The sequence below is a fragment of the Pseudomonas sp. PSPC2-3 genome, from assembly GCF_049898265.1.
In the GTDB taxonomy this organism is placed as follows: domain Bacteria; phylum Pseudomonadota; class Gammaproteobacteria; order Pseudomonadales; family Pseudomonadaceae; genus Aquipseudomonas; species Aquipseudomonas veronii.
This window is the reverse complement of record NZ_JAFCXJ010000012.1, coordinates 303,008-324,192: the sequence shown is the minus strand read 5'-3', so window position 1 is coordinate 324,192 and position 21,185 is coordinate 303,008. Positions and strand designations below refer to the sequence as shown.

The window sequence follows — 21,185 nt, the reverse complement described above, 5'->3', positions numbered from 1 at the left end:
TTTGTAACTTCAACCACTTGCGCTTCCGATCTCTCGTTAGCGGGAGGCGAATTCTACAGCGTTACACGCTGCTGTCAACACCTCTTTTTCTCCGCTTTCGACCGAGAAGATCGAAACGTCAATAGAGCCAAACAACACTGCTCTACCAACTCCTTCCAGGCCTCGATGAACTGAAGCAGGTCGCTGTCGAATCTTGCGTAACTCTTTGTTTACCAAGGAGTTTTCCGTTTCGACTGCGCCGGAATTGGGGCGAATTATAGACGTCCAGGATTTGCCGTCAACACCTTTTTTCACAATTCTGTCATATCGGTCAAAAAGGCCGCAAAAACGCGAAAGCCGGCCCCAAGGGGCCGGCTTTCAACGCGTCTTACAAGCTAGGGAAGGCAAACTGTGACGCTTCATGACTGGCCCGTTGCGGCCAGCGCTGGGTAATAGCCTTGCGCCGGGTATAGAAACGCACCCCATCCGGCCCGTAAGCATGCAAGTCGCCAAACAGCGAGCGCTTCCAGCCGCCAAAGCTGTGGTAGGCCACCGGCACCGGCAGTGGAACGTTCACGCCGACCATGCCCACTTCAATCTCGTCACAGAACAGACGCGCTGCTTCACCGTCACGGGTGAAGATGCATGTGCCGTTGCCATACTCGTGATCGTTGATCAGTTGCATCGCCGCTTCCAGGCTATTGACCCGCACCACGCACAACACCGGCCCGAAGATCTCTTCTTTATAGATACGCATCTGCGGCGTCACGCGGTCAAACAAACTGCCGCCGAGGAAGAACCCCTGCTCATGCCCGGCAACGCTCAAGCCACGACCATCGACCACCAGCTCAGCGCCCGCGGCCACACCGTCTTCTATATAGCCGCTGACCTTATCCCGCGCCTGGCCGGTGACCAGCGGCCCCATATCCAGGCCGCACGAGGTGCCCGCGCCAATCTTCAGCGCCTTGACCTGCGGCACCAACTTGGCGATCAATGCATCCGCCACCTGGTCACCCACACACACCGCCACCGAGATCGCCATGCAACGCTCGCCGCAGGAACCATAGGCCGCGCCCATCAAGGCACTGACCGCATTATCCAGATCGGCATCCGGCATCAGCACCGCATGGTTCTTCGCGCCGCCCAGCGCTTGCACGCGTTTGCCGCGCTTGGTCGCTTCGGCGTAGATGTACTCGGCAATCGGTGTCGAACCCACAAAGCTCAAGGCCTTGACCTCCGGCGCTTCGATCAGCGCATCCACCGCGCCCTTGTCGCCATGCACCACGCTCAGCACGCCCTTAGGCAGGCCGGCCTCCTGCAGCAATTGCGCGATCAGCAGCGTCGAACTCGGATCACGCTCCGACGGCTTGAGGATAAAGCAGTTGCCGCAGACGATCGCCAGCGGGTACATCCACAACGGCACCATCGCCGGGAAGTTGAACGGGGTAATCCCGGCCACCACGCCCAACGGCTGGAAATCCGACCAGGCATCGATGTTCGGCCCCACATTGCGGCTGTACTCGCCCTTGAGAATTTCCGGCGCCGAGCACGCATACTCCACGTTCTCGATGCCACGCTTCAATTCCCCCGCCGCGTCTTCCAGGGTCTTGCCGTGCTCCTCGCTGATCAACTGCGAGATGCGCGCTTCGTTCTGCTCCAGCAACTGCTTGAAACGGTACATCACCTGGGCACGCTTGGCCGCCGGCGTATTACGCCAGGCCGGGAATGCGGCCTTGGCCGAGTCGATCGCGCGCTGGATGGTTTCGCGACTGGCCAGCGGCACCTGGTGAATCACCTGGCCGGTGGACGGGTTGTACACATCGGCAGTGCGACCGGATTCGCTGACCAACTGGCCGTCGATCAAATGCTGGATAAGGCTCATGCAGGGCTCCTGAAAAGTTGTTCTATATAGAAGGAGAAATCAGTCGATCTTGTTCAGCACTTCGCCGACGGCATCGAACAGGCGATCCAGGTCCTGCGGCTTGCTGTTGAAGGTTGGCCCGAACTGCAGGGTGTCGCCGCCAAAACGCACGTAGAAACCGGCTTTCCACAAGGCCATGCCAGCCTCGAACGGACGCACGATGGCATCACCGTCACGCGGGGCAATCTGGATCGCGCCGGCCAGACCGTAGTTGCGGATGTCGATCACGTTCTTGCTGCCCTTCAAACCATGCAGCGCATTCTCAAAGTGCGGAGCGACTTCGGCGACGCTCTGCACCAGGTTTTCCTTCTGCAGCAGGTCCAATGCCGCCAGGCCAGCCGCGCAGGCTACCGGGTGTGCCGAGTAGGTGTAGCCGTGGGGGAATTCCACTGCGTATTCCGGCGTCGCCTGGTTCATGAAGGTCTGATAGATCTCGCTGCTGGCAATCACCGCGCCCATCGGGATCGCACCGTTGGTGACTTGCTTGGCGATGCACATCAGGTCCGGGGTCACGCCGAAGCTGTCGGCGCCGAACATCGAGCCGGTACGGCCGAAACCGGTGATCACTTCGTCGAACACCAACAGGATGTTGTGCTGGTCGCAGATTTCACGCAGACGCTTGAGGTAACCCTGTGGCGGCACCAGCACGCCAGCGGAGCCGGCCATCGGCTCGACAAAAACGGCAGCGATGTTCGACGCGTCGTGCAACTCGATCAACTTGAGCAGCTCATCGGCCAGGGCAATACCGCCCTGCTCCGGCATGCCGCGCGAGAACGCATTGCTCGCCAGCAAGGTGTGAGGCAGATGGTCAACATCCATCATCGCCTGACCAAACATCTTACGGTTGCCGTTGACGCCGCCCAGGCTGGTGCCGGCGATGTTCACCCCGTGATAGCCACGGGCGCGGCCGATCATCTTGGTCTTGGTAGACTGGCCTTTTAGGCGCCAGTACGCACGCACCATCTTCACCGCCGTATCGGCGCACTCGGAACCGGAGTCGGTGAAGAACACATGGTTGAGGTTACCCGGGGTCAGGTCGGTGATTTTTTCCGCCAGTTGAAACGACAGCGGATGACCGTATTGGAAGCCCGGCGAGTAGTCCAGCGTGCCCAGTTGCTTGGCGACCGCTTCCTGGATTTCCTTGCGGGTGTGCCCGGCGCCGCAGGTCCACAGCCCCGACAACGAATCGTAGACCTTGCGGCCCTTGTCATCGGTCAACCAGCTGCCTTCGGCGGCCACGATCAGGCGCGGGTCACGCTGGAAGTTACGGTTGGCGGTGTAAGGCATCCAGTGAGCGTCCAACTTCAGTTGGCTGGCCAGGGACGAAGGGGCGTTTTCGGACATGTTCATCAGCAAAACCTCGCAAGGCAAAAAGCAGCGCCGGGATTGAAAAGCGTTCTTGCAGCTAAATTGCCACGGGGATAAAGTCTGTGAAATCCAACTCTTCTAACCTTCAGTCAGGCCCCGACTAAACTATGAGCATCCGTCGACCCGACCCCCTGGCCCAAGTCAGCGACTTCGATATTCGCCTGCTGCGCATCTTTCGCAGCGTGGTGGAGTGTGGCGGCTTCTCGGCGGCGGAGACCGTGCTCGGCATCGGCCGCTCGGCCATCAGCCAGCAAATGAGCGATCTGGAGCAACGCCTGGGATTGCGCCTGTGCCAGCGCGGGCGTGCCGGATTCTCGCTGACCGAGGAAGGCCGCGAGGTCTATCAGTCGGCACTGCAACTCTTGAGCGCCCTGGAAAGCTTTCGCACCGAGGTCAACGGCCTGCACCAGCATTTGCGCGGCGAACTGATCATCGGCCTCACCGACAACCTCGTCACCCTGCCCCACATGCGTATCACCCATGCCCTGGCGCAATTGAAGGAACGCGGCCCGGACGTGCAGATCCAGATCCGCATGATTGCCCCCAATGAAGTGGAACAAGGCGTGCTCGACGGCCGCCTGCATGTCGGCGTGGTGCCCCAGGCCAGCGCGCTGTCCGGCCTGGAATACCAGGCGCTGTACAGCGAACGCTCGCTGCTCTACTGCGCCGTCGGCCACCCGCTGTTCTATGCCGACGACAAGCAGTTGGAGGATGGACGCATCGACGACCAGGATGCGATCGCCCCCACCTTCCGCCTGCCCGCCGAGATCCAGGCCCACTACCAGGCCCTCAACTGCACCGCCAGCGCTTCGGACCGCGAAGGCATGGCGTTCCTGATCCTCACCGGCCGCTACATCGGCTACCTGCCCGATCACTACGCCAGCCTGTGGGTGCAACAAGGCCGACTACGCGCGCTGAAACCGGCTACACGTTTTTACGATTTAAGCCTGGCATCGGTCACGCGCAAGGGGCGGCGCCCTCATTTGGTGCTGGAAAGTTTCCTCGACAGCCTGGCGGCAACCCGCTAATTCGGGCCTCGCACAAAAAGCTGAGCAAGTGGACAGCTTTTTGCAAGGGCACTAGGACCTAGAACCGTCCGACTCGAGTTTGCCCGCCATGCCACCAGAAACGTCCAGCCCCAGCGACCTGATCTACGGCCTCAACGACCGCCCAAAACCCCTGCCCGCCCTACTGGCCGCCCTGCAACATGTATTGGCCGCCTTCGTCGGCATCATCACGCCGCCGCTGATCATCGGCTCGACCCTGGGCCTGGCGGCTCACCTGCCGTACCTGATCAGCATGGCGCTGATGGTGTCCGGTGTCGGCACTTTCATCCAGGCGCGTAGGCCGTTTGGCATCGGCGCCGGCATGATCTGCCTGCAGGGCACCAGCTTTGCGTTTCTCGGCGCCGTGCTGTCGGCGGGCTTCCTGGTCAAGCAACGCGGCGGCAGCCCGGAAGACATCCTGGCGATGATCTTCGGCGTGTGCTTTTTCGGCGCCGCCGTACAAATCGTGCTGAGCCGTTTTATCGGGCAACTGCGCCGGGTGATCACGCCGCTGGTCACCGGCATCGTGATTACCCTGATCGGCATCAGCCTGATCAAAGTGGGTATCACCGACCTCGGCGGCGGGTTCAATGCCGCCGATTTCGGCGCGCCCATCAACCTGGCACTGGGCCTGTTCGTGGTGTTGACGATCATCCTGCTCAACCGCTCGAACACACCCTGGGTACGCCTCTCGGCGATCATCATCGGCCTGGCCCTCGGCAGCCTCGCGGCCTGGTTCAGCGGCAAACTGGTGCCCCAGGCCCTGCCCGACCTGCCGTTGATCAGCCTGCCGATGCCGTTTCGTTATGGTTTCAACTTCGACTGGAGCGCCTTCCTACCCATCGCGCTGATTTATCTGATCAGCAGCATCGAAACCGTGGGTGACCTCACCGCCAACTGCATGATCGCCCGCCAGCCCATCAGCGGCCCGTCTTATATAAACCGGCTCAAGGGCGGCGTACTCGGCGACGGGGTGAGCTGCATGATCGCCGCCACCTTCAGCGCGTTCCCCAACACCACGTTCGCCCAGAACAATGGCGTGATCCAACTCACCGGTGTGGCCAGCCGCTATGTCGGCCTGTACATCGGCGTGGTGCTGTTTTGCCTCGGCTTGTTTCCATCGATCGGCGCGGTGCTGCAGCAAATCCCCAAACCGGTATTGGGCGGCGCGACCCTGGTGATGTTCGGCAGCGTGGCGGCGGCCGGCGTGCGTATTCTCGCCCAGGCGCCGCTGGACCGACGCAGCATGCTGATCATCGCCACCTCGTTCGGCGTCGGCCTGGGCATTGCCGCCCAACCGAACCTGCTGCACTTGATGCCGACGCTGGTGCAAAACCTGTTCGACTCGGCCATCACCAGCGGCGGGCTGACCGCAATCGCGTTGTGCCTGTTACTGCCGGAAGCCAAAGCGAGCCCCGCAGCAAACGGCGCGCCACATGGCGATACGCTGGAACCGCTTTGAGGGTTTTATTGCATCAGGACTTGTCTGAGGCTTGAGGGTGGGTTATCTGTGCATACATCGTCTCTATCGATCAGCACGGAAACCTCCATGAGCCTCGAAGTTCCTGCCCACAGCACCCACGCCGGGAAGCCCGCCAGCCGCATTCGGCAAAAGAACGAGCAAGCGATTCTTCAAGCGGCCGAAGACGAGTTCGCGCGTCACGGCTACAAGGGCACCAGCATGAACACCATCGCTGCCAGCGCCGGGTTGCCGAAGGCCAACTTGCACTACTACTTCACCAACAAGATGGGCCTGTACGTCGCGGTGCTCAGCAATATCCTCGAACTGTGGGACAGCACCTTCAACGCGCTGACCGCCGAGGACGACCCGGCCGTAGCCCTCACCCGCTACATCCGCACCAAGATGGAGTTTTCCCGACGACAGCCCCAGGCCTCGCGGATCTTCGCCATGGAGATCATCAGCGGCGGCGAATGCCTTACCGAATACTTCGGCCAGGACTACCGCGCCTGGTTCAGCGGCCGGGCGGCCGTGTTCCAGGCCTGGATCGATGCCGGCAAGATGGACCCCATCGACCCCGTCCACCTGATCTTCCTGCTGTGGGGCAGCACCCAGCACTATGCCGACTTCGCCAGCCAGATCTGCCGCGTCACCGGGCGCACCAAGTTGACCAAACAAGATATGGAAGACGCCGGCACCAACCTGATCCACATCATTCTCAAAGGCTGTGGCATCAAGCCCGCCCTCTAGACGACACCGCCTATGCCTTTCACCCTCACCGGCCTTTGCGAATTCCGCGAAGAAATTCGCAAAAGCCGCTTCATTACCCTGGCCGCACCGATCACCAGCGCGCAAGAAGCCCAGGCGTTCATCGAGCAGCACAGCGACCTGAACGCCACGCACAATTGCTGGGCCTGGAAACTCGCCGACCAGTACCGCAGCAACGACGACGGCGAACCTGGCGGCACCGCCGGGCGACCGATCCTCGCCGCCATCGAGGCCCAGGGCTTCGATCAGGTGGTGGTGCTGGTGATTCGCTGGTACGGCGGCATCCAACTGGGCACCGGCGGGCTGGCGCGGGCGTATGGCGGCGGCGCGAACAAATGCCTGCAAACCGCCGAGCGCATCGAGCTGATCAGCCGCGTGCCGTTGAGCTGCGACTGCGGGTTTTCCGAACTGAACCTGGTCAAGTTGCGGGTCGCCGAACTCGGCGGGCTGGTGCTGGAGGAACACTTCACCGCCAACGGCGTGGAGCTGCAACTGGCCCTGGGCGAAGCACACATCGACACCCTGCAAAACCAGCTTGCCGACCTGAGCCGGGGGCGTATCCTGCTGCAACGTTGAAACTGCTAATGTTGTTCGCTGAACGCCCTGAACCGCGACGTCAAAGGAAGCTCTGCATGTCTACGCCAAAAACCGCACTGATCATCGGCGCCTCACGCGGGCTGGGCCTTGGCCTGGTCAAGCAATTGCTCAAGGATGGCTGGGACGTGACCGCCACCGTGCGTGACCCGAACAAGGCCGACGCCCTGAAAGCCGTGGGCCCGGTACAGATCGAGAAACTCGACATGGACGATCAGCAAGCTGTGATCGCCCTGAGCCAGCGCCTCAAGGAACGGACATTCGACCTGCTGTTCGTCAACGCCGGCGTCAAGGGCCCGGCGAACCAGGAACCTGGCCACGCCACCCTGGCGGAAGTCGGCCAGTTGTTCTTCACCAACGCCGTGGCGCCGATCAACCTGGCCCAGCGCTTTGTCGGGCAGATCCGCAAAGATTCCGGCGTGCTGGCGTTCATGAGTTCAGTCCTGGGCAGCGTGACCATCCCTGACGGTTCCGAGCTGGCGCTCTACAAGGCGAGCAAGGCCGCCCTCAACTCGATGACCAACAGCTTCATCACCCAACTCGGCGAGCAAAAAATGACCGTGCTTTCCCTGCACCCGGGTTGGGTGAAGACCGACATGGGCGGCGAAAACGCACTCATCGACGTCGAGACCAGCGTGCGCGGCCTGCTCGATCAGGTAAATGCCTACACCGGCAAAGGCGGCCACCACTTCGTGGACTACCGAGGCCATACCATTCCCTGGTAAGCCGCCATCAAAGGTGGGAACACGCTTCTCGAAAGCAGCGCGTTCCTACCGGTAGACCGGATCTAGAACTACACGTAATCTAGCCACCTCGCCTTCACTGGCGACCCTGGATCAGCAGACAGGGCAACACTGAGCTGGCAAACCTGAACCCATCATTCAGAGGAGCCGGCCCATGCCTGCGACCCGTATCTGGTTAAAAAACCCCCTCGCGATTTTCACTGCCAATGGCCTCGATGCCCGTGGCGGCCTGGTGCTGCAAGACGGTGTGATCAGCGAACTGCTGGGCATCGGGCAAGCGCCTGCACAGCCCTGTACGCAGGTGTTCGACGCCCGCGAATATGTGGTCTTGCCGGGGCTGATCAATACCCATCATCACTTCTACCAGACCCTGACTCGCGCCTGGGCGCCGGTGGTCAATCAGCCGTTGTTCCCGTGGCTAAAGACCCTGTACCCGGTGTGGGCGCGGCTGACCCCGGAAAAACTCGCCCTGGCCAGTAAAGTCGCGCTGGCGGAATTGCTGCTCTCGGGCTGCACCACGGCGGCAGACCACCACTACCTGTTCCCGGACGGCCTGGAACATGCCATCGACGTGCAAGTCGACGTGGTGCGCGAACTGGGCATGCGCGCCATGCTCACTCGCGGCTCCATGAGCCTGGGCGAAGCCGACGGTGGCTTGCCGCCGCAGCAAACCGTGCAACAGGGCGCGGTGATTCTGGACGATAGCCAGCGCCTGATCCGCCAGTACCACGAACGCGGCGACGGCGCGCAGATCCAGATCGCCCTGGCGCCCTGCTCGCCGTTTTCCGTCACCCCGCAAATCATGCAAGCCAGCGCCGAACTGGCCGCGAGCCTCGACGTGCGCCTGCACACGCACCTGGCGGAAACCCTCGACGAGGAAGACTTCTGCTTGCAACGCTTCGGCCTGCGCACCGTGGACTACCTCGACAGCGTCGGCTGGCTCGGCCCGCGCACCTGGCTGGCCCACGGCATTCACTTCAACCCGGATGAAATCGCCCGCCTGGGCGCCGCCGGCACCGGGATCTGCCATTGCCCAAGCTCGAACATGCGCCTGGCCTCCGGCATCTGCCCGACCCTGGACCTGCTCGCCGCCGGTGCCCCGATCGGCCTGGGCGTGGACGGTTCGGCCTCCAACGATGCGTCGAACATGATCCTCGAAGCCCGCCAGGCGCTGTACATCCAGCGCCTGCGTTATGGCGCGGAAAAAATCACCCCGCAAGGCGTGCTGGGCTGGGCGACCAAAGGCTCGGCGCAGTTGCTCGGTCGTTCGGATATCGGTGAGTTAGCCGTAGGAAAGCAGGCCGATCTGGCGCTGTTCAAGCTGGACGAACTGCGCTTCTCCGGCAGTCACGATCCGATTTCGGCGCTGCTGTTGTGCGGCGCCGACCGGGCCGACCGGGTGATGATCGGCGGGCAATGGCGGGTGATCGACGGCCAGGTCGAGGGCCTCGACCTCAAAGGCTTGATTGCCGATCACAGCCAGGCCGCCCGTAACCTGATCAACCCTTTGTAGGAGCGAGCTCGCTCGCGAAAAACATCAACGCTAACGCAGGTGTTCTGATTCACACGGCGCTCTCAGATTGTTCGCGAGCAAGCTCACGCCTACACCCCTAACAGCGACAACATGATAAAGGTCGCAAACAACACAAAGTGGGTCATCCCTTCGATGGCGTTGGTTTCGCCATCGTTGAGGTTGATCGCACTGACGATCAGCGTGATCAACACCATCACGCTTTGCACCGGCGTCATCGCCATCTGGAACGGCTGACCGGAGTAGAGCGCCATCGCTTCCATCACCGGCACCGTCAGGATCACCGTCGACAACGATGCGCCCAGTGCAATGTTCACCACCGACTGCATGCGGTTGGCCAGGGCGGCGCGCAAGGCGGTCAGAATCTCCGGCGCCGCCGAGATGGCCGCGACCACAATCGCCGTCACCACCGGCGGTGCGCCCGTGCCTTCCAGGCCCAGGTCGAGGGTCTTGGACATCACCTCGGCCAGCGCGCCAATCACAATCACCCCGAACACCAGCGTACCGATGGAAAATGCCAGGTTCACCGGCGGCGCCTGTTCTTCCGGCAACGTCTTGCGGCGTTTATCCGGGTAGCTGTAACTGAAGAAATAACTGTGCGGGCCCACCTGCATGCGCAGGAACAGGGTGTAGAGCACCACCATCGCGCCGATGGTGAAGGCCGAGTAAATTTTCCAGTCCGCTTCGGGGATGAATTCCGGCACCACCATCGACACGCCCATGGCGGTGAGGATCATCACGCTGTAGGTGCGCGCCGAATCGTCATTGTAGGACTGTTCGCCGTGCTTGATGCCCCCCATCAGCGCGGCCAGGCCGAGGATGCCGTTGATATCGAGCATCACCGCCGAGTAGATGGTGTCGCGCACCAGGGTCGGCGACGGTTCGTTGCTCATCATGATCGCCAGGATCACCACTTCCACCAGCACGGCGGCCAGGGTCAGGATCATGGTGCCGTAGGGGTCGCCGACCTTTTCCGCCAACTGCTCGGCATGGTGAGCGACGCGCATCGACGCCACCACGATAAAGCCGATCAGCGCCAGGCCGGCCAGTAGCGCGACCATTTGCCCGTTATGGAGCATCCAGTGCTCCAGCGGGTACGCGGCGACGGCGGCGATCAGCGCCAGCAGCATGAATTTTTCTTGCTTGAGAGAGGTGAGCATTGCGGGCCTTTTGTGCGGCAAATCAGTCATTGACGGGGTACAGACTGCAGTACATCGCTAACGTTTCGTTACATCTTAGTTCGCAGCGCCCCTGCGCGAATAGAACCAATACTCTCCTCTTGGTCAGGTTTTGCCGATTATTTCAGTCATGGCCTGTAGAATGCCGCCATTGCACCCGATGAGATTTTAGACATGTACGATTGGCTCAACGCCCTGCCCAAGGCTGAACTGCACCTGCACCTGGAAGGCTCGCTGGAGCCTGAGCTGCTGTTCGCCCTGGCCGAGCGCAACAAGATTGCGCTGCCATGGAACGACGTCGACACCCTGCGCAAGGCCTACGCCTTCAACAACCTGCAAGAGTTTCTCGACCTGTATTACCAGGGCGCCGATGTACTGCGCACCTCCCAGGATTTCTACGACCTGACCTGGGCCTACCTGCTGCGCTGCAAAGCGCAGAACGTGATCCACACCGAACCCTTCTTCGACCCGCAAACCCACACCGACCGTGGCGTGCCGTTCGAAGTGGTGCTCAACGGCATCGCCGCCGCGCTCAAAGATGGCGAGCAGCAACTGGGCATCACCAGCGGCTTGATCCTCAGCTTCCTGCGCCACTTGAGCGAAGCCGAAGCCGAGAAAACCCTCGACCAGGCGCTGCCGTTTCGCGATGCGTTCGTGGCCGTGGGCCTGGACAGTTCGGAAATGGGCCACCCGCCGAGCAAGTTCCAGCGCGTGTTCGACCGTGCCCGCAACGAAGGCTTCTTCACCGTGGCCCACGCCGGCGAAGAAGGCCCGCCCGAGTACATCTGGGAAGCCCTCGACCTGCTGAAAGTCCAGCGTATCGACCATGGCGTGCGCGCCATCGAAGACGAGCGCCTGATGCAACGGATCATCGACGAACAGATCCCGCTGACCGTGTGCCCGCTGTCCAACACCAAGCTGCGCGTGTTCGACGACATGGCCCAGCACAACATCCTCGACATGCTCGAGCGTGGGGTGAAGGTGACGGTGAACTCGGACGACCCGGCGTACTTCGGCGGTTACGTCACCGAGAACTTCCATGCGCTGTACACCGCCCTGGGCATGACCCAGGACCAGGCCAAACGCCTGGCGCAAAACAGCCTGGATGCGCGGCTGGTGAAGCCCTGACGGCGTAAACCGCGACTGACAATGTGGGAGCCAGCGCGCTCCCACATTCGTTGTGGATTGCCGGTTAAATCTCGCTCAACTCTTCCAGGGTCTTGCCCTTCGTCTCCATCCCAAACACCCACACCACCAGCGCCGCCACCGCAAAGCACAATGCGCCCAGGGCAAACACCCCGCCCTGCCCGGTAATCGGGAACACCAGCCCGGTCACCAACGGCCCGAGCAACGACCCGACCCGCCCGATCGCCGAAGCGAACCCGGCCCCTGTCGCCCGCGCCGAAGTGGGATACAACTCCGGCGTGTAGGTGTACAGCACCGCCCACATGCCAAACAGAAAGAACTGCATCAACAACCCCGAGGCGATCAGCAGGCCGACATTGCCGCCGAACACCGCGCTTTGCCCATACAGAAACGCCATCACCCCGCCGCCGAGCAAGGTCACCACGCACACCGGCTTGCGCCCCCAACGCTCCACCAGCCAGGCCGCCATCAGGAACCCGGGAATCCCGCCCAGGGAAATGATCACCGTGTAATACACCGACTGGGTCACCGCAAACCCCGACTGCTGCAGCAAGGCACTCAACCAGGAAGTGAGCCCATAAAAGCCGAGCAAGGCGAAGAACCACACACTCCAGATCATCATCGTGCGCTGACGATACTGCGCCGACCATAATTGCTGGAACGCCGAGAAGAAGTTGCCCGGCGCACTCTCCACCCGCGGCAGGCGAATCGGCTGCGGCAACTCGGCGCGGCCCAGGGAGTCGCGCACTTTCGCCTCGATCCCCAGCAACACCTTATCCGCCGCCGCATGCCGCCCGGCCTGCTCCAGCCAGCGCGGCGACTCCGGGATAAAAAACCGGATCGCCAGCACAAACACCGCCGGCACCGCCAGCACCAGGAAGATGTCGCGCCAGCCGATCAGCGGCAGCAAAAAGTACGACAGCACCCCCGCCGCCACAAAACCCAACGGCCAGAAGCCATCCATCAACGCGATATAGCGCCCGCGCCCCTTGGCCGGAATCAGCTCCGAGAGCATCGACTGCGCGATCGGAAACTCCATGCCCATGCCAATGCCGAGCAGGATGCGAAACAACGTCAGCGTCTCCACCGTCTGCGCCGTGGAACATAAGTAGCTGGCGATCCCCCACAACACGATGCTCCACTGGAACACCGGCTTGCGCCCGAAGCGATCGGCGAGCATCCCGGACAACGACGCGCCCACCACCATGCCGAAAAAACTCGAACTGGCCAGCAAGCCAGCCTGGGCCGTGCTCAGGCCGAACTCGGCTTTGATCGAGCCGAGCAGGAAAGTCATCATCGCCAGATCCATGGAGTCGAAGAAAAACGCCAGGGCGATGATGATAAAAATGACTCGGTGGTAACCGCTGATGGGCAACCGTTCCAGCCGTTCTGCCGCGCTATAGCCGTGCGTACCCATGCCCCATCCCCTGTGTGAATAATCCCCTCTGGGAGTGTGGGCCATGGTTTTTCCGGGTTATTGCTGGGTGCGACCTGATCGCAACTCTGAACGACGTCATCCGGGTCAGAGCGCGTCGGGCACGGCCAACCGGGTGATTTCCGCCAACCCGGTGTCGCTGACGAGCAAGGCGCGGGACTCGTTGACCGCACGGATCCAGTTCGACTGCAAAAACAGTTGCAATAGCCCGGCCCCCAGCGCGCCGCCCAGGTGCGGTTGCTGCTGGCTCCAATCGAAACAGTCGCACACCAGCGGCAAGGCCAGCGCCTGGGTGAAAATGCCCAGGCCAGCCAGGTGCTGCGCGCCTTTGACCGTGACTTGGGTGCGGAGCTCGTGGCGCTCGATCCAGCCGGCCGCGATCATCCGCTGATACAGTTGCGCCGCCAGCTCGCCGCCGAGGTGCCCATGGCATAACCGCGCATGGCGCAGCGGGGCCGGCGCCGCCAGGGTCAGCGGTGAAGCCTGCGGTGCGCTGCGCGCCGCACTGGCCATGGTGGTGCTGGCCAAGGCATCGATGGCGGTGCTGACATCCGCCGCCGCCACACGAAACAACCGCTTGCCGCGACGCGCTTCGACACGCAGCAAACCGCCGCCGGTAAGCCGAGCCAGATGGGCATTCGCCGAGGCCGGCGACAACCCCGTGAGCGTCGCCAGTTCCTGGGAAGACTTGGCCGAGCCGTCCATCAAGGCCCAGAGCATGGCGGTGCGTTTTGGCTCGGCGAGCAAGCTGGCAATCTGACTGATGCAAGGTGCCTGTTCCATGTGTTCACTCCTTGTTAAATCATTTCTCTGCTGTGGTTGGCGCCAAAGTATAGGTGCGCAAGCAGTCAGTTCCCCGGCGTCTGACAGCGCGGATAGGGACGGGATCTGAGTGAAATTTCCGGCTTTAGTGGAGGCTATTACGCACTGGTGAATTGTTCCGACCACTGCGCGGTCAATGTCGCACAACGGGACACGAGCATTTCCCGCAGCAGGTTGATGGGCTTACTCAACTGCGCGCGATGCGCGCATAACAGGTTGAGCGGCGTCCGCTCGCCGCGCAGCTCAGGCAGAATCACGCGCAAGCGTCCGGCGCGGACGTCGCTGCTCACATCCAACCAGGACTTGTAGGCGATGCCCACCCCGGCGACAGCCCATCGCCGTACCACGTCAGCATCGTCACTGAAGCGGTCGCCGCCGACAGTCAGGCTGACTTCGCGTTTGCCGTCATGAAACGTCCAGTGGTCATGCACGCGAGTGCCGAGCATATACAGCAGGCAATTGTGCTGGGCCAGTTGCTCCAGATGCCGCGGTTCGCCGTGGCGCTCGAGATAACTGGGCGCCGCGCACAGCACGCGCACGTTATCCGGCGCGACGGGCAGCGCGACCAGGCTGGAATCCTCCGGTTCGCCATAGCGCAGGGCGATATCCACCGGCTGGCGGAACAGGTCGGCAATGCGGTCGCCCAGCAACAGGCGCACCGTCAGTTGCGGATAGTCACGCTGGAACTCGTCGAGCCAGGGCAACAGCTGGTTGCGACCAAAATCCGAGGGTGCCGACAGTTGCAGCACACCGCTGACATGGTCCTGGCCACTGGCCAATAACCGCCGCCCTTCGTCCAGCGAGCTCAGCGCGGCGCGCGCATATCCGAGAAAACCGTCCCCTTCAGCGGTGAGGCGCAGGCTGCGAGTGGAGCGCGCCAGCAAGCGCGTGCCCAGTTGCTGTTCGATACGCTTCAACGCCGCGCTGGCCACCGCCGGCGACAGGTCCATGACCCGCGCCGCGGCCGACAGACTGCCCAGGTCCGCTGCGCGCACGAACAACTGCAAATCATCAAAGCGCAGCATCCAATCCCACCCATTATCAAAATATTGTTGAAACAGACTGCTGTTTTAGCCGCTTTTATCTGCATCGGAAATAGCCAATCATCTGCCCATCCCATACAGCCCGTGTCAGGAGTCGAATATGTCCGCTGCCTTTAACGTCATCGCCACGCTGATCGCCAAACCTGGCCAACAACACACCCTCGAGTCGCTGCTGCGCGGCCTGCTGGAACCGACCCGCCAGGAAGCCGGTTGCGAACAGTACGACCTGCACCAGGACCTGCAACATCCCGAGACGTTCTACATGCTCGAACGCTGGCGCGACGACGCGGCCCTGGCCGACCACGACCAGAGCGCACACATCCAAAGTTTCCGCGCCAAGGCCGCCGACGTACTCGCGCACTTCGAACTCAAGCGCCTGAAATTTCTTGCCTGATCACCGCGTTTTTTTGTAGGAGCGAGCTTGCTCGCGAAAATCGTAAACGATGACGCCGCGCTTTTGATTCAGCGCGGCCCCTGTGAGTTTTTCGCGAGCAAGCTCGCTCCTACAGTCAACTCCCTACTTCTGGAGCCCCCATGAAAGCCATTGCCTACTACGCCTCACTGCCGATCAACGATCCGAAATCCCTGCAAGACATCGAGCTGCCGGAACCGGTCGCCGGCCCGCGCGATCTGCTGGTGGAAGTCAAAGCCATCTCGGTCAACCCGGTGGACACCAAGGTCCGCCAGAACGTCGCCCCGGAAAACGGCGCCGCCAAGGTGCTCGGCTGGGACGTGGCCGGTGTGGTCAAGGCCGTCGGCAGTGAAGTGACGTTGTTCAAGGCCGGTGACAACGTGTTCTACGCCGGCTCCCTGGTACGCCCGGGCGGCAACAGCGAACTGCACACCGTGGACGAGCGCATCGTCGGCCATATGCCCAAGAGCCTGGGTTTTGCCGACGCAGCCGCCTTGCCGCTGACCGCCATCACCGCCTGGGAACTGTTGTTCGAACGCCTGCAAGTGCGCGAGGGTAAAAAGGACGAAGGCCAGAGCCTGCTGATCGTCGGCGCTGCCGGCGGCGTGGGGTCGATCCTGACCCAATTGGCCAGCCAGCTCACCGCACTGAAGGTCATCGGCACCGCGTCGCGCCCGGAAACCCAGGCCTGGGCCAAGGCCCTTGGCGCTGACCTGGTGATCGACCATAGCCAGCCGCTGAGCGAAGCCCTGAAACACGCGGGTGTGGCCCAGGTGACCCACGTCGCCAGCCTGACCCAGACCGACCACCATTTGGATCAACTGGTCGAAGCCTTGCAGCCCCAGGGCAAGCTGGCGCTGATCGACGATCCGAAGGCCCTGGACGTGAGCAAACTCAAGCGCAAGAGCCTGTCGCTGCATTGGGAGTTCATGTACACCCGCTCGATGTTCGAGACGCCGGACATGATCGAGCAACACAACCTGCTCAATCGCGTCGCCGAGCTGATCGATGCCGGCACCCTGAAAACTACCGTGGGCGAGCACTTCGGCGTGATCAACGCCGAGAACCTACGCCGCGCCCACGCGCTGCTCGAGAGCGGCAAGGCCAAGGGTAAGATCGTGCTGGAAGGGTTCTGAAAGAGGTCTGTCAGTGTCGTCCGTCATTCGCGTAAGTGATGGACGACACCACTAGTCAGGGAATTGACCTTTGTCATCATTGTGAACGTATTCGGGTTTATATTGGCGGCCTTTGCCACGATTCTTTTACGTGAGGAAGTCAGCAATGAAGATCCTGATAAAAGCGTTAGCAAAATCCCCGGGCAATAAATGGCAGGTCCGTCTCGACGGCGAAGCCATCACCTTCCGCAGTGAGGCCGAAGCCCGCGCCTTCGCCGAGACCCTGCAAGCGCGCATCCAGGCGCCCCACCGTTTCCCACTCGACCAGCAACGCTCCGCTGCCGCTGGCTGACGTCTTTCAGACCTGCGCCTGTAGGGCACGTGCCCGTTGCAGGCGCTGGGTCGACAGTGCAATCGTCACCGCCAAGACCCCGCACAAGCTGATGACCATCGCCATCGGCATCGCCGTGCCGTCGTGCAACACGCCCACCAACGAAGCCGCCCCCGCCGCCACGCCGAACTGAATGCAACCGAGCATTGCCGAGGCGCTACCGGCTCGCGCGCCCTGCCCGCTCATGGCGCAAGCCGAGGTGTTGGGCAAAATGCAGCCCAGGCTGGCAATGCAGATAAACAGCGGCAGCAGCAACGGCCACAACGCTTCGGTGCGCAAGGCCGCGACGCCGAGCAGCGCCAACGCCGCCAGCATGTAGAGCCACACCGTGCGCGACAGCAAGAACGCCGGCCCGCGCTTGGCGAGCAAGCGCGCATTGACTTGGGCCATCAGAATAAAGCCGGCGGCGTTGGAGCCGAATACCCAGCCGAAATGCTCGGCGGGCACGCCATAGAGTTTGATGAATACGAACGGTGAACCGGCAATGTAGGCAAACATCCCGGCAATCGAAATGCCCCCGGTCAGGGCGTAACCGAGGTAGACCCGGTCCGACAACAGGTCGATATAGCGGCGCAGCGACCCGGACAACGGTTGCCGAGGCTGATGGGCCGGAAAGGTTTCCGGCAAACCGACCGCCACCGCGATCGCGGCCATCACGCTGAACACCGTCAGGGCCAGGAAGATCGACTGCCAGCCCCACACCCCGACCATCAGCCCGCCCGCCAATGGCGCAAGGATCGGCGCCAGGCCGGTCACCAGCATCAGTTGCGAATACACCTTGGCCGAGGTCACCACATCACACTTGTCGCTGACCACTGCGCGGGAAATCACCATGCCCGCACAACCGCCGAGGGCCTGCACGAAGCGTGCGCCGATCAGCCATTCCAAAGACGGCGCGTAGGCGCAGGCGAAGGAGGCCAGCGTAAACAACGTGACCCCGCTGAGCAGCGGCACACGACGACCAAAGCGGTCCGCCAGCGGGCCGTAGATCAATTGGCCGATGGCCAGGCCGCCGAAATACACCGCCAAGGTCAGCTGGATATGTTTTTCATCGGTGGCGAACGCCGTCGCCATCGCCGGGAAACCCGGCAGGTAAAAGTCGATCGCCAGCGGCGCGAAGGCGCTCAAGGCGCCCAAAATCAGGAGTATGCGCAGGTTCATCAGGCACCCAAGTATGTCGGCAGCCCGACAGTCTAGCCGCGCTTGGGTGCGTTGAACATTACGATAGCTCGCTAACTATTAAATCAGGCGACGCTGTAGCCTTCTTCACGGATCAAGCCGGCGATCACGTCGCGGCTCAACTGGCTTTGCACGCTGACTTGCTTGGCCGCCAGGTCGACTTTCACTTCGGCTGCCGGGTCCTGATTCTGCACCGCCTGGGTCACTGCCCGGACGCAATGGCCGCAGGTCATTCCTTCAACGTTGAATACTTGCATGACATGACTCCTTTAATGAGGGTGGACGCAGTGTCGACCTTGCCACGATGGCAAGGTCAAGCGGCAAAAATAGCCGCCGGGCTGGTATTCGGTGACGCAGTCGGCCAAGCTTCACCCATCTTTGATGTGAACCACGGAGCATTCGCCATGCGCTGGTCGTTTTTTGGCCTTGTCGGCCTGATGAGTTTGTCTGCCGCTGCGCCCATGGCCAGCGCCGCCGAAGACTACGCGGTGTTGATCATTTCCCGCGAACGCCTGGAAGTACCGACCAACTGCGAGATCGGCCTGTACATCCAGGACCAGTTGGCCGGGCGCCTGTTCCAGGAACAGTCCACCTCGTTCAACCTGCCGGCCGGCAATGTGTCGCTGCGCCTGAAGCTGCTGCCGGGCCAATCGTCGGGTTGCCTGCCGGGCCTGTTGGCGCCACCCGCGCAGAACATCACGCTGAAGGCCGGTGATGTGCGCAAGTTGCGCATCGCCCAAGGCCCGGAAGGCATGTACCTCAAACCTGCGGCATTGGAATACTAAAGACGCTTGACCTTCCCCACAGGTCAAGGTTGATCCTAGGGGCAACTTCTTCAGGAGGACTGCCCCATGAATGGAACCACCACGTTTGACCTGCCCATCGGCGGCATGACCTGCGCCAGCTGCGCCGGGCGTGTCGAGCGCGCGCTGGGCAAGGTGCCGGGGGTGCAACGTGTCAGCGTGAACCTGGCCAACGAGCGCGCCCATATCGAGGTGCTCGGCCAGATGGACCCCGCCGTGCTGATCGCCGCCGTCGACAAGGCCGGCTACAGCGCGTCGCTGCCCCAAAGCGAAACCAAGACCGATGCCGATCAAGCCCAGCGCCTGCACCACGAGCGTTGGGCGCTGCTGCTGGCGATTGTGCTCGCGTTGCCGCTGGTGCTGCCGATGCTGGCACAGCCCTTCGGCCTGCACTGGATGCTGCCGGCCTGGGTCCAGTTCGCCCTGGCCACACCGGTGCAGTTCATCTTCGGTGCGCGCTTTTACATCGCCGCGTGGAAAGCCGTGCGCGCCGGCGCCGGCAATATGGACTTGCTGGTCGCGATCGGCACCAGCGCCGGTTACGGTCTGAGCCTGTATGAATGGCTCACCGCGCCCGCCGGCAGCATGCCGCACCTGTATTTCGAAGCCTCGGCGGTGGTGATCGCCCTGGTGCTGCTCGGCAAATACCTGGAAAGCCGCGCCAAACGCCAGACCGCCAGCGCCATCCGGGCCCTGGAAGCCTTGCGCCCGGAGCGCGCGATTCGGGTGGTTGACGGCCGCGAAGAAGACGTCGCGATCAACGCGCTCAAGCTCGGCGACCACGTGCTGGTCAAACCCGGCGAGCGCTTCCCGGTGGACGGGGAAGTGGTGGACGGCCAAAGCCATGCCGACGAAGCGCTGATCAGCGGCGAAAGCCTGCCAGTGCCGAAACAACCGGGCGACAAGGTCACCGGTGGCGCGATCAACGGCGAAGGGCGCTTGCTGGTCCGCACCGTGGCCCTCGGCGCGGAAAGCGTGCTGGCGCGCATCATCCGCCTGGTGGAAGACGCCCAGGCGGCCAAGGCACCGATCCAGAAACTGGTGGATAAAGTCAGCCAGGTGTTCGTGCCGACGGTGCTGGTGCTGGCCTTGCTCACGCTGCTCGGCTGGTGGCTGTACGGCGCTTCGCTGGAGACTGCGATCATCAATGCGGTCGCCGTGCTGGTGATCGCCTGCCCGTGCGCCCTCGGTCTGGCCACACCAACTGCGATCATGGCCGGCACCGGCGTGGCGGCGCGTCACGGCATCCTGATCAAGGATGCCGAAGCGCTGGAGCGCGCCCACGCCGTCAGCGCGGTGGTATTCGACAAAACCGGCACGCTCACTTCCGGCACGCCGAAGATCGCCCACTTGGCGGCAGTCGACGGCAACGAACCGCTGCTGCTGCAACAGGCCGGCGCCTTGCAACGCGGCAGCGAACACCCGCTGGCCAAGGCGGTGCTGGATGCCTGCCGCGAACAAGGGCTGAACGTGGCCGATGTGAGCGCCAGCCAGTCCCTGACCGGGCGCGGCATTGCCGGCACCCTCGACGGTCGGCCGCTGGCCCTGGGCAACCGCCGTCTGCTGGAAGACAACGGGCTGGACGCGGGCGCACTGAACGCTTCGGCCAAGGCCTGGGAAGCCGAGGGCCGCACCTTGTCCTGGCTGATCGAGCAAGGCGCGCAACCGCGGGTACTCGGGCTGTTCGCTTTCGGCGACACTCTCAAGCCCGGCGCGCTGGAAGCCGTGGCCCAACTCAAGGCGCGGCACATCAGCAGCCATTTGCTCACCGGCGATAATCGCGGCAGTGCGCGGGTAGTCGCCCAGGCGCTGGGCATCGACGATGTCCACGCCGAAGTGCTCCCGGCCGACAAAGCCGCCACCGTCGCCGAACTGAAAAAAACCGGCGTGGTGGCGATGGTCGGCGACGGCATCAACGACGCCCCGGCCCTGGCCGCCGCCGACATCGGCATCGCCATGGGCGGCGGCACCGACGTGGCCATGCACGCTGCCGGCATCACCCTGATGCGCGGCGATCCACGCCTGGTGCCGGCCGCGCTGGAGATCAGCCGCAAGACCTACGCAAAGATCCGCCAGAACCTGTTCTGGGCCTTTGTGTATAACTTGATCGGTATTCCCCTGGCGGCATTCGGCCTGCTCAACCCGGTGTTGGCCGGCGCGGCGATGGCCTTGTCCAGCGTCAGCGTGGTGAGCAATGCGCTGTTGTTGAAAACCTGGAAACCCAAGGATCTGGAGGACCCACATCCATGAGC

At 62.6% G+C, this 21,185-nt stretch carries 20 protein-coding genes; 12 read left to right on the top strand and 8 right to left on the bottom strand.

Features of this window, described 5'->3' with window-relative positions; genetic code table 11:
* Positions 1-367: 367 nt before the first annotated feature.
* Together ACP7E3_RS27245 and ACP7E3_RS27240 are read right to left on the bottom strand one after the other, a co-directional pair.
* On the bottom strand, positions 368-1,861 hold the full coding sequence (locus ACP7E3_RS27245) for a CoA-acylating methylmalonate-semialdehyde dehydrogenase (protein WP_126589088.1): 1,494 nt from the start codon (positions 1,859-1,861) through the stop codon (positions 368-370).
* 39 nt (positions 1,862-1,900) lie between these two features.
* Entirely contained in the window at positions 1,901-3,250 is a 1,350-nt protein-coding gene (locus tag ACP7E3_RS27240; protein WP_017849626.1) for an aspartate aminotransferase family protein, read from the bottom strand.
* Positions 3,251-3,375: 125 nt separating this feature from the next.
* On the opposite strand from ACP7E3_RS27240, the gene ACP7E3_RS27235 reads away from it, so the two are divergent.
* The 6 genes from ACP7E3_RS27235 (at position 3,376) to ACP7E3_RS27210 (ending at position 9,391) form a co-directional block, all read left to right on the top strand.
* Entirely contained in the window at positions 3,376-4,296 is a 921-nt protein-coding gene (locus ACP7E3_RS27235) for a LysR family transcriptional regulator (RefSeq protein WP_017849627.1), read from the top strand.
* An 88-nt stretch (positions 4,297-4,384) separates the two neighbouring features.
* Positions 4,385-5,776 (top strand): uracil-xanthine permease family protein, encoded by a 1,392-nt coding sequence (locus ACP7E3_RS27230; RefSeq protein ID WP_046384831.1) that lies wholly within the window; start codon positions 4,385-4,387, stop codon positions 5,774-5,776.
* 87 nt (positions 5,777-5,863) lie between these two features.
* The gene (locus ACP7E3_RS27225; RefSeq protein WP_017849629.1) at positions 5,864-6,523 is read left to right on the top strand and encodes a TetR/AcrR family transcriptional regulator; all 660 of its coding nucleotides are present in this window, start codon (positions 5,864-5,866) and stop codon (positions 6,521-6,523) included.
* 12 nt (positions 6,524-6,535) lie between these two features.
* Positions 6,536-7,117: an IMPACT family protein gene (locus ACP7E3_RS27220; RefSeq protein WP_017849630.1), complete on the top strand. Its 582-nt coding sequence runs from the start codon at positions 6,536-6,538 to the stop codon at positions 7,115-7,117.
* Between the two features lie 56 nt (positions 7,118-7,173).
* Complete coding sequence (locus ACP7E3_RS27215) at positions 7,174-7,860, top strand: SDR family oxidoreductase (RefSeq protein ID WP_079442758.1); 687 nt, start codon at positions 7,174-7,176, stop codon at positions 7,858-7,860.
* Between the two features lie 172 nt (positions 7,861-8,032).
* Positions 8,033-9,391 (top strand): 8-oxoguanine deaminase, encoded by a 1,359-nt coding sequence (locus ACP7E3_RS27210; RefSeq protein WP_426124951.1) that lies wholly within the window; start codon positions 8,033-8,035, stop codon positions 9,389-9,391.
* 89 nt (positions 9,392-9,480) lie between these two features.
* On the opposite strand, the gene ACP7E3_RS27205 is transcribed toward ACP7E3_RS27210, so the two are convergent.
* Positions 9,481-10,569: a calcium:proton antiporter gene (locus ACP7E3_RS27205; RefSeq protein ID WP_057006113.1), complete on the bottom strand. Its 1,089-nt coding sequence runs from the start codon at positions 10,567-10,569 to the stop codon at positions 9,481-9,483.
* Positions 10,570-10,761: 192 nt separating this feature from the next.
* Between ACP7E3_RS27205 and ACP7E3_RS27200 the strand changes: the two genes are divergently transcribed.
* A complete protein-coding gene (locus ACP7E3_RS27200; protein WP_017849634.1) occupies positions 10,762-11,715 on the top strand; it encodes an adenosine deaminase in 954 nt (317 codons plus the stop codon).
* A gap of 64 nt (positions 11,716-11,779) precedes the next feature.
* Here ACP7E3_RS27200 and ACP7E3_RS27195 read toward each other — a convergent pair whose 3' ends face one another.
* The 3 genes from ACP7E3_RS27195 to ACP7E3_RS27185 all read right to left on the bottom strand — a co-directional run bounded on the left by ACP7E3_RS27195 (position 11,780) and on the right by ACP7E3_RS27185 (position 15,015).
* Positions 11,780-13,150 carry an MFS transporter gene (locus ACP7E3_RS27195; protein ID WP_126589086.1) on the bottom strand — a complete coding sequence of 457 codons (1,371 nt, stop codon included), beginning with the start codon at positions 13,148-13,150 and terminating at the stop codon, positions 11,780-11,782.
* A 105-nt stretch (positions 13,151-13,255) separates the two neighbouring features.
* Positions 13,256-13,951 (bottom strand): ArsR/SmtB family transcription factor, encoded by a 696-nt coding sequence (locus tag ACP7E3_RS27190; RefSeq protein WP_046384834.1) that lies wholly within the window; start codon positions 13,949-13,951, stop codon positions 13,256-13,258.
* 137 nt (positions 13,952-14,088) lie between these two features.
* Complete coding sequence (locus ACP7E3_RS27185; protein WP_017849637.1) at positions 14,089-15,015, bottom strand: LysR family transcriptional regulator; 927 nt, start codon at positions 15,013-15,015, stop codon at positions 14,089-14,091.
* A 118-nt stretch (positions 15,016-15,133) separates the two neighbouring features.
* Here ACP7E3_RS27185 and ACP7E3_RS27180 point away from each other — a divergent pair, with 118 nt between their 5' ends.
* From ACP7E3_RS27180 to ACP7E3_RS27170, 3 genes are all read left to right on the top strand, one after another.
* The gene (locus tag ACP7E3_RS27180; protein WP_017849638.1) at positions 15,134-15,427 is read left to right on the top strand and encodes a putative quinol monooxygenase; all 294 of its coding nucleotides are present in this window, start codon (positions 15,134-15,136) and stop codon (positions 15,425-15,427) included.
* A gap of 140 nt (positions 15,428-15,567) precedes the next feature.
* Positions 15,568-16,581 (top strand): zinc-binding alcohol dehydrogenase family protein, encoded by a 1,014-nt coding sequence (locus tag ACP7E3_RS27175; protein ID WP_046485741.1) that lies wholly within the window; start codon positions 15,568-15,570, stop codon positions 16,579-16,581.
* 145 nt (positions 16,582-16,726) lie between these two features.
* Positions 16,727-16,912 carry a hypothetical protein gene (locus ACP7E3_RS27170; RefSeq protein WP_017849641.1) on the top strand — a complete coding sequence of 62 codons (186 nt, stop codon included), beginning with the start codon at positions 16,727-16,729 and terminating at the stop codon, positions 16,910-16,912.
* 6 nt (positions 16,913-16,918) lie between these two features.
* Here ACP7E3_RS27170 and ACP7E3_RS27165 read toward each other — a convergent pair whose 3' ends face one another.
* Together ACP7E3_RS27165 and ACP7E3_RS27160 are read right to left on the bottom strand one after the other, a co-directional pair.
* On the bottom strand, positions 16,919-18,112 hold the full coding sequence (locus tag ACP7E3_RS27165) for a multidrug effflux MFS transporter (RefSeq protein WP_046384836.1): 1,194 nt from the start codon (positions 18,110-18,112) through the stop codon (positions 16,919-16,921).
* 83 nt (positions 18,113-18,195) lie between these two features.
* Entirely contained in the window at positions 18,196-18,387 is a 192-nt protein-coding gene (locus ACP7E3_RS27160; protein ID WP_017849643.1) for a heavy-metal-associated domain-containing protein, read from the bottom strand.
* 147 nt (positions 18,388-18,534) lie between these two features.
* Here ACP7E3_RS27160 and ACP7E3_RS27155 point away from each other — a divergent pair, with 147 nt between their 5' ends.
* Together ACP7E3_RS27155 and ACP7E3_RS27150 are read left to right on the top strand one after the other, a co-directional pair.
* A complete protein-coding gene (locus ACP7E3_RS27155; protein WP_046384837.1) occupies positions 18,535-18,915 on the top strand; it encodes a hypothetical protein in 381 nt (126 codons plus the stop codon).
* Positions 18,916-18,981: 66 nt separating this feature from the next.
* Positions 18,982-21,183: a heavy metal translocating P-type ATPase gene (locus ACP7E3_RS27150; protein ID WP_128192673.1), complete on the top strand. Its 2,202-nt coding sequence runs from the start codon at positions 18,982-18,984 to the stop codon at positions 21,181-21,183.
* Positions 21,184-21,185 lie beyond the last annotated feature (2 nt).

Coding starts and splice junctions, on each gene's coding strand:
- ACP7E3_RS27245 (WP_126589088.1), bottom strand. CDS start 1,861: ATGAGCCTTATCCAGCATTTGATCGACGGCCAGTTGGTCAGCGAATCC.
- ACP7E3_RS27240 (WP_017849626.1), bottom strand. CDS start 3,250: ATGAACATGTCCGAAAACGCCCCTTCGTCCCTGGCCAGCCAACTGAAG.
- ACP7E3_RS27235 (WP_017849627.1), top strand. CDS start 3,376: ATGAGCATCCGTCGACCCGACCCCCTGGCCCAAGTCAGCGACTTCGAT.
- ACP7E3_RS27230 (WP_046384831.1), top strand. CDS start 4,385: ATGCCACCAGAAACGTCCAGCCCCAGCGACCTGATCTACGGCCTCAAC.
- ACP7E3_RS27225 (WP_017849629.1), top strand. CDS start 5,864: ATGAGCCTCGAAGTTCCTGCCCACAGCACCCACGCCGGGAAGCCCGCC.
- ACP7E3_RS27220 (WP_017849630.1), top strand. CDS start 6,536: ATGCCTTTCACCCTCACCGGCCTTTGCGAATTCCGCGAAGAAATTCGC.
- ACP7E3_RS27215 (WP_079442758.1), top strand. CDS start 7,174: ATGTCTACGCCAAAAACCGCACTGATCATCGGCGCCTCACGCGGGCTG.
- ACP7E3_RS27210 (WP_426124951.1), top strand. CDS start 8,033: ATGCCTGCGACCCGTATCTGGTTAAAAAACCCCCTCGCGATTTTCACT.
- ACP7E3_RS27205 (WP_057006113.1), bottom strand. CDS start 10,569: ATGCTCACCTCTCTCAAGCAAGAAAAATTCATGCTGCTGGCGCTGATC.
- ACP7E3_RS27200 (WP_017849634.1), top strand. CDS start 10,762: ATGTACGATTGGCTCAACGCCCTGCCCAAGGCTGAACTGCACCTGCAC.
- ACP7E3_RS27195 (WP_126589086.1), bottom strand. CDS start 13,150: ATGGGTACGCACGGCTATAGCGCGGCAGAACGGCTGGAACGGTTGCCC.
- ACP7E3_RS27190 (WP_046384834.1), bottom strand. CDS start 13,951: ATGGAACAGGCACCTTGCATCAGTCAGATTGCCAGCTTGCTCGCCGAG.
- ACP7E3_RS27185 (WP_017849637.1), bottom strand. CDS start 15,015: ATGCTGCGCTTTGATGATTTGCAGTTGTTCGTGCGCGCAGCGGACCTG.
- ACP7E3_RS27180 (WP_017849638.1), top strand. CDS start 15,134: ATGTCCGCTGCCTTTAACGTCATCGCCACGCTGATCGCCAAACCTGGC.
- ACP7E3_RS27175 (WP_046485741.1), top strand. CDS start 15,568: ATGAAAGCCATTGCCTACTACGCCTCACTGCCGATCAACGATCCGAAA.
- ACP7E3_RS27170 (WP_017849641.1), top strand. CDS start 16,727: ATGAAGATCCTGATAAAAGCGTTAGCAAAATCCCCGGGCAATAAATGG.
- ACP7E3_RS27165 (WP_046384836.1), bottom strand. CDS start 18,112: ATGAACCTGCGCATACTCCTGATTTTGGGCGCCTTGAGCGCCTTCGCG.
- ACP7E3_RS27160 (WP_017849643.1), bottom strand. CDS start 18,387: ATGCAAGTATTCAACGTTGAAGGAATGACCTGCGGCCATTGCGTCCGG.
- ACP7E3_RS27155 (WP_046384837.1), top strand. CDS start 18,535: ATGCGCTGGTCGTTTTTTGGCCTTGTCGGCCTGATGAGTTTGTCTGCC.
- ACP7E3_RS27150 (WP_128192673.1), top strand. CDS start 18,982: ATGAATGGAACCACCACGTTTGACCTGCCCATCGGCGGCATGACCTGC.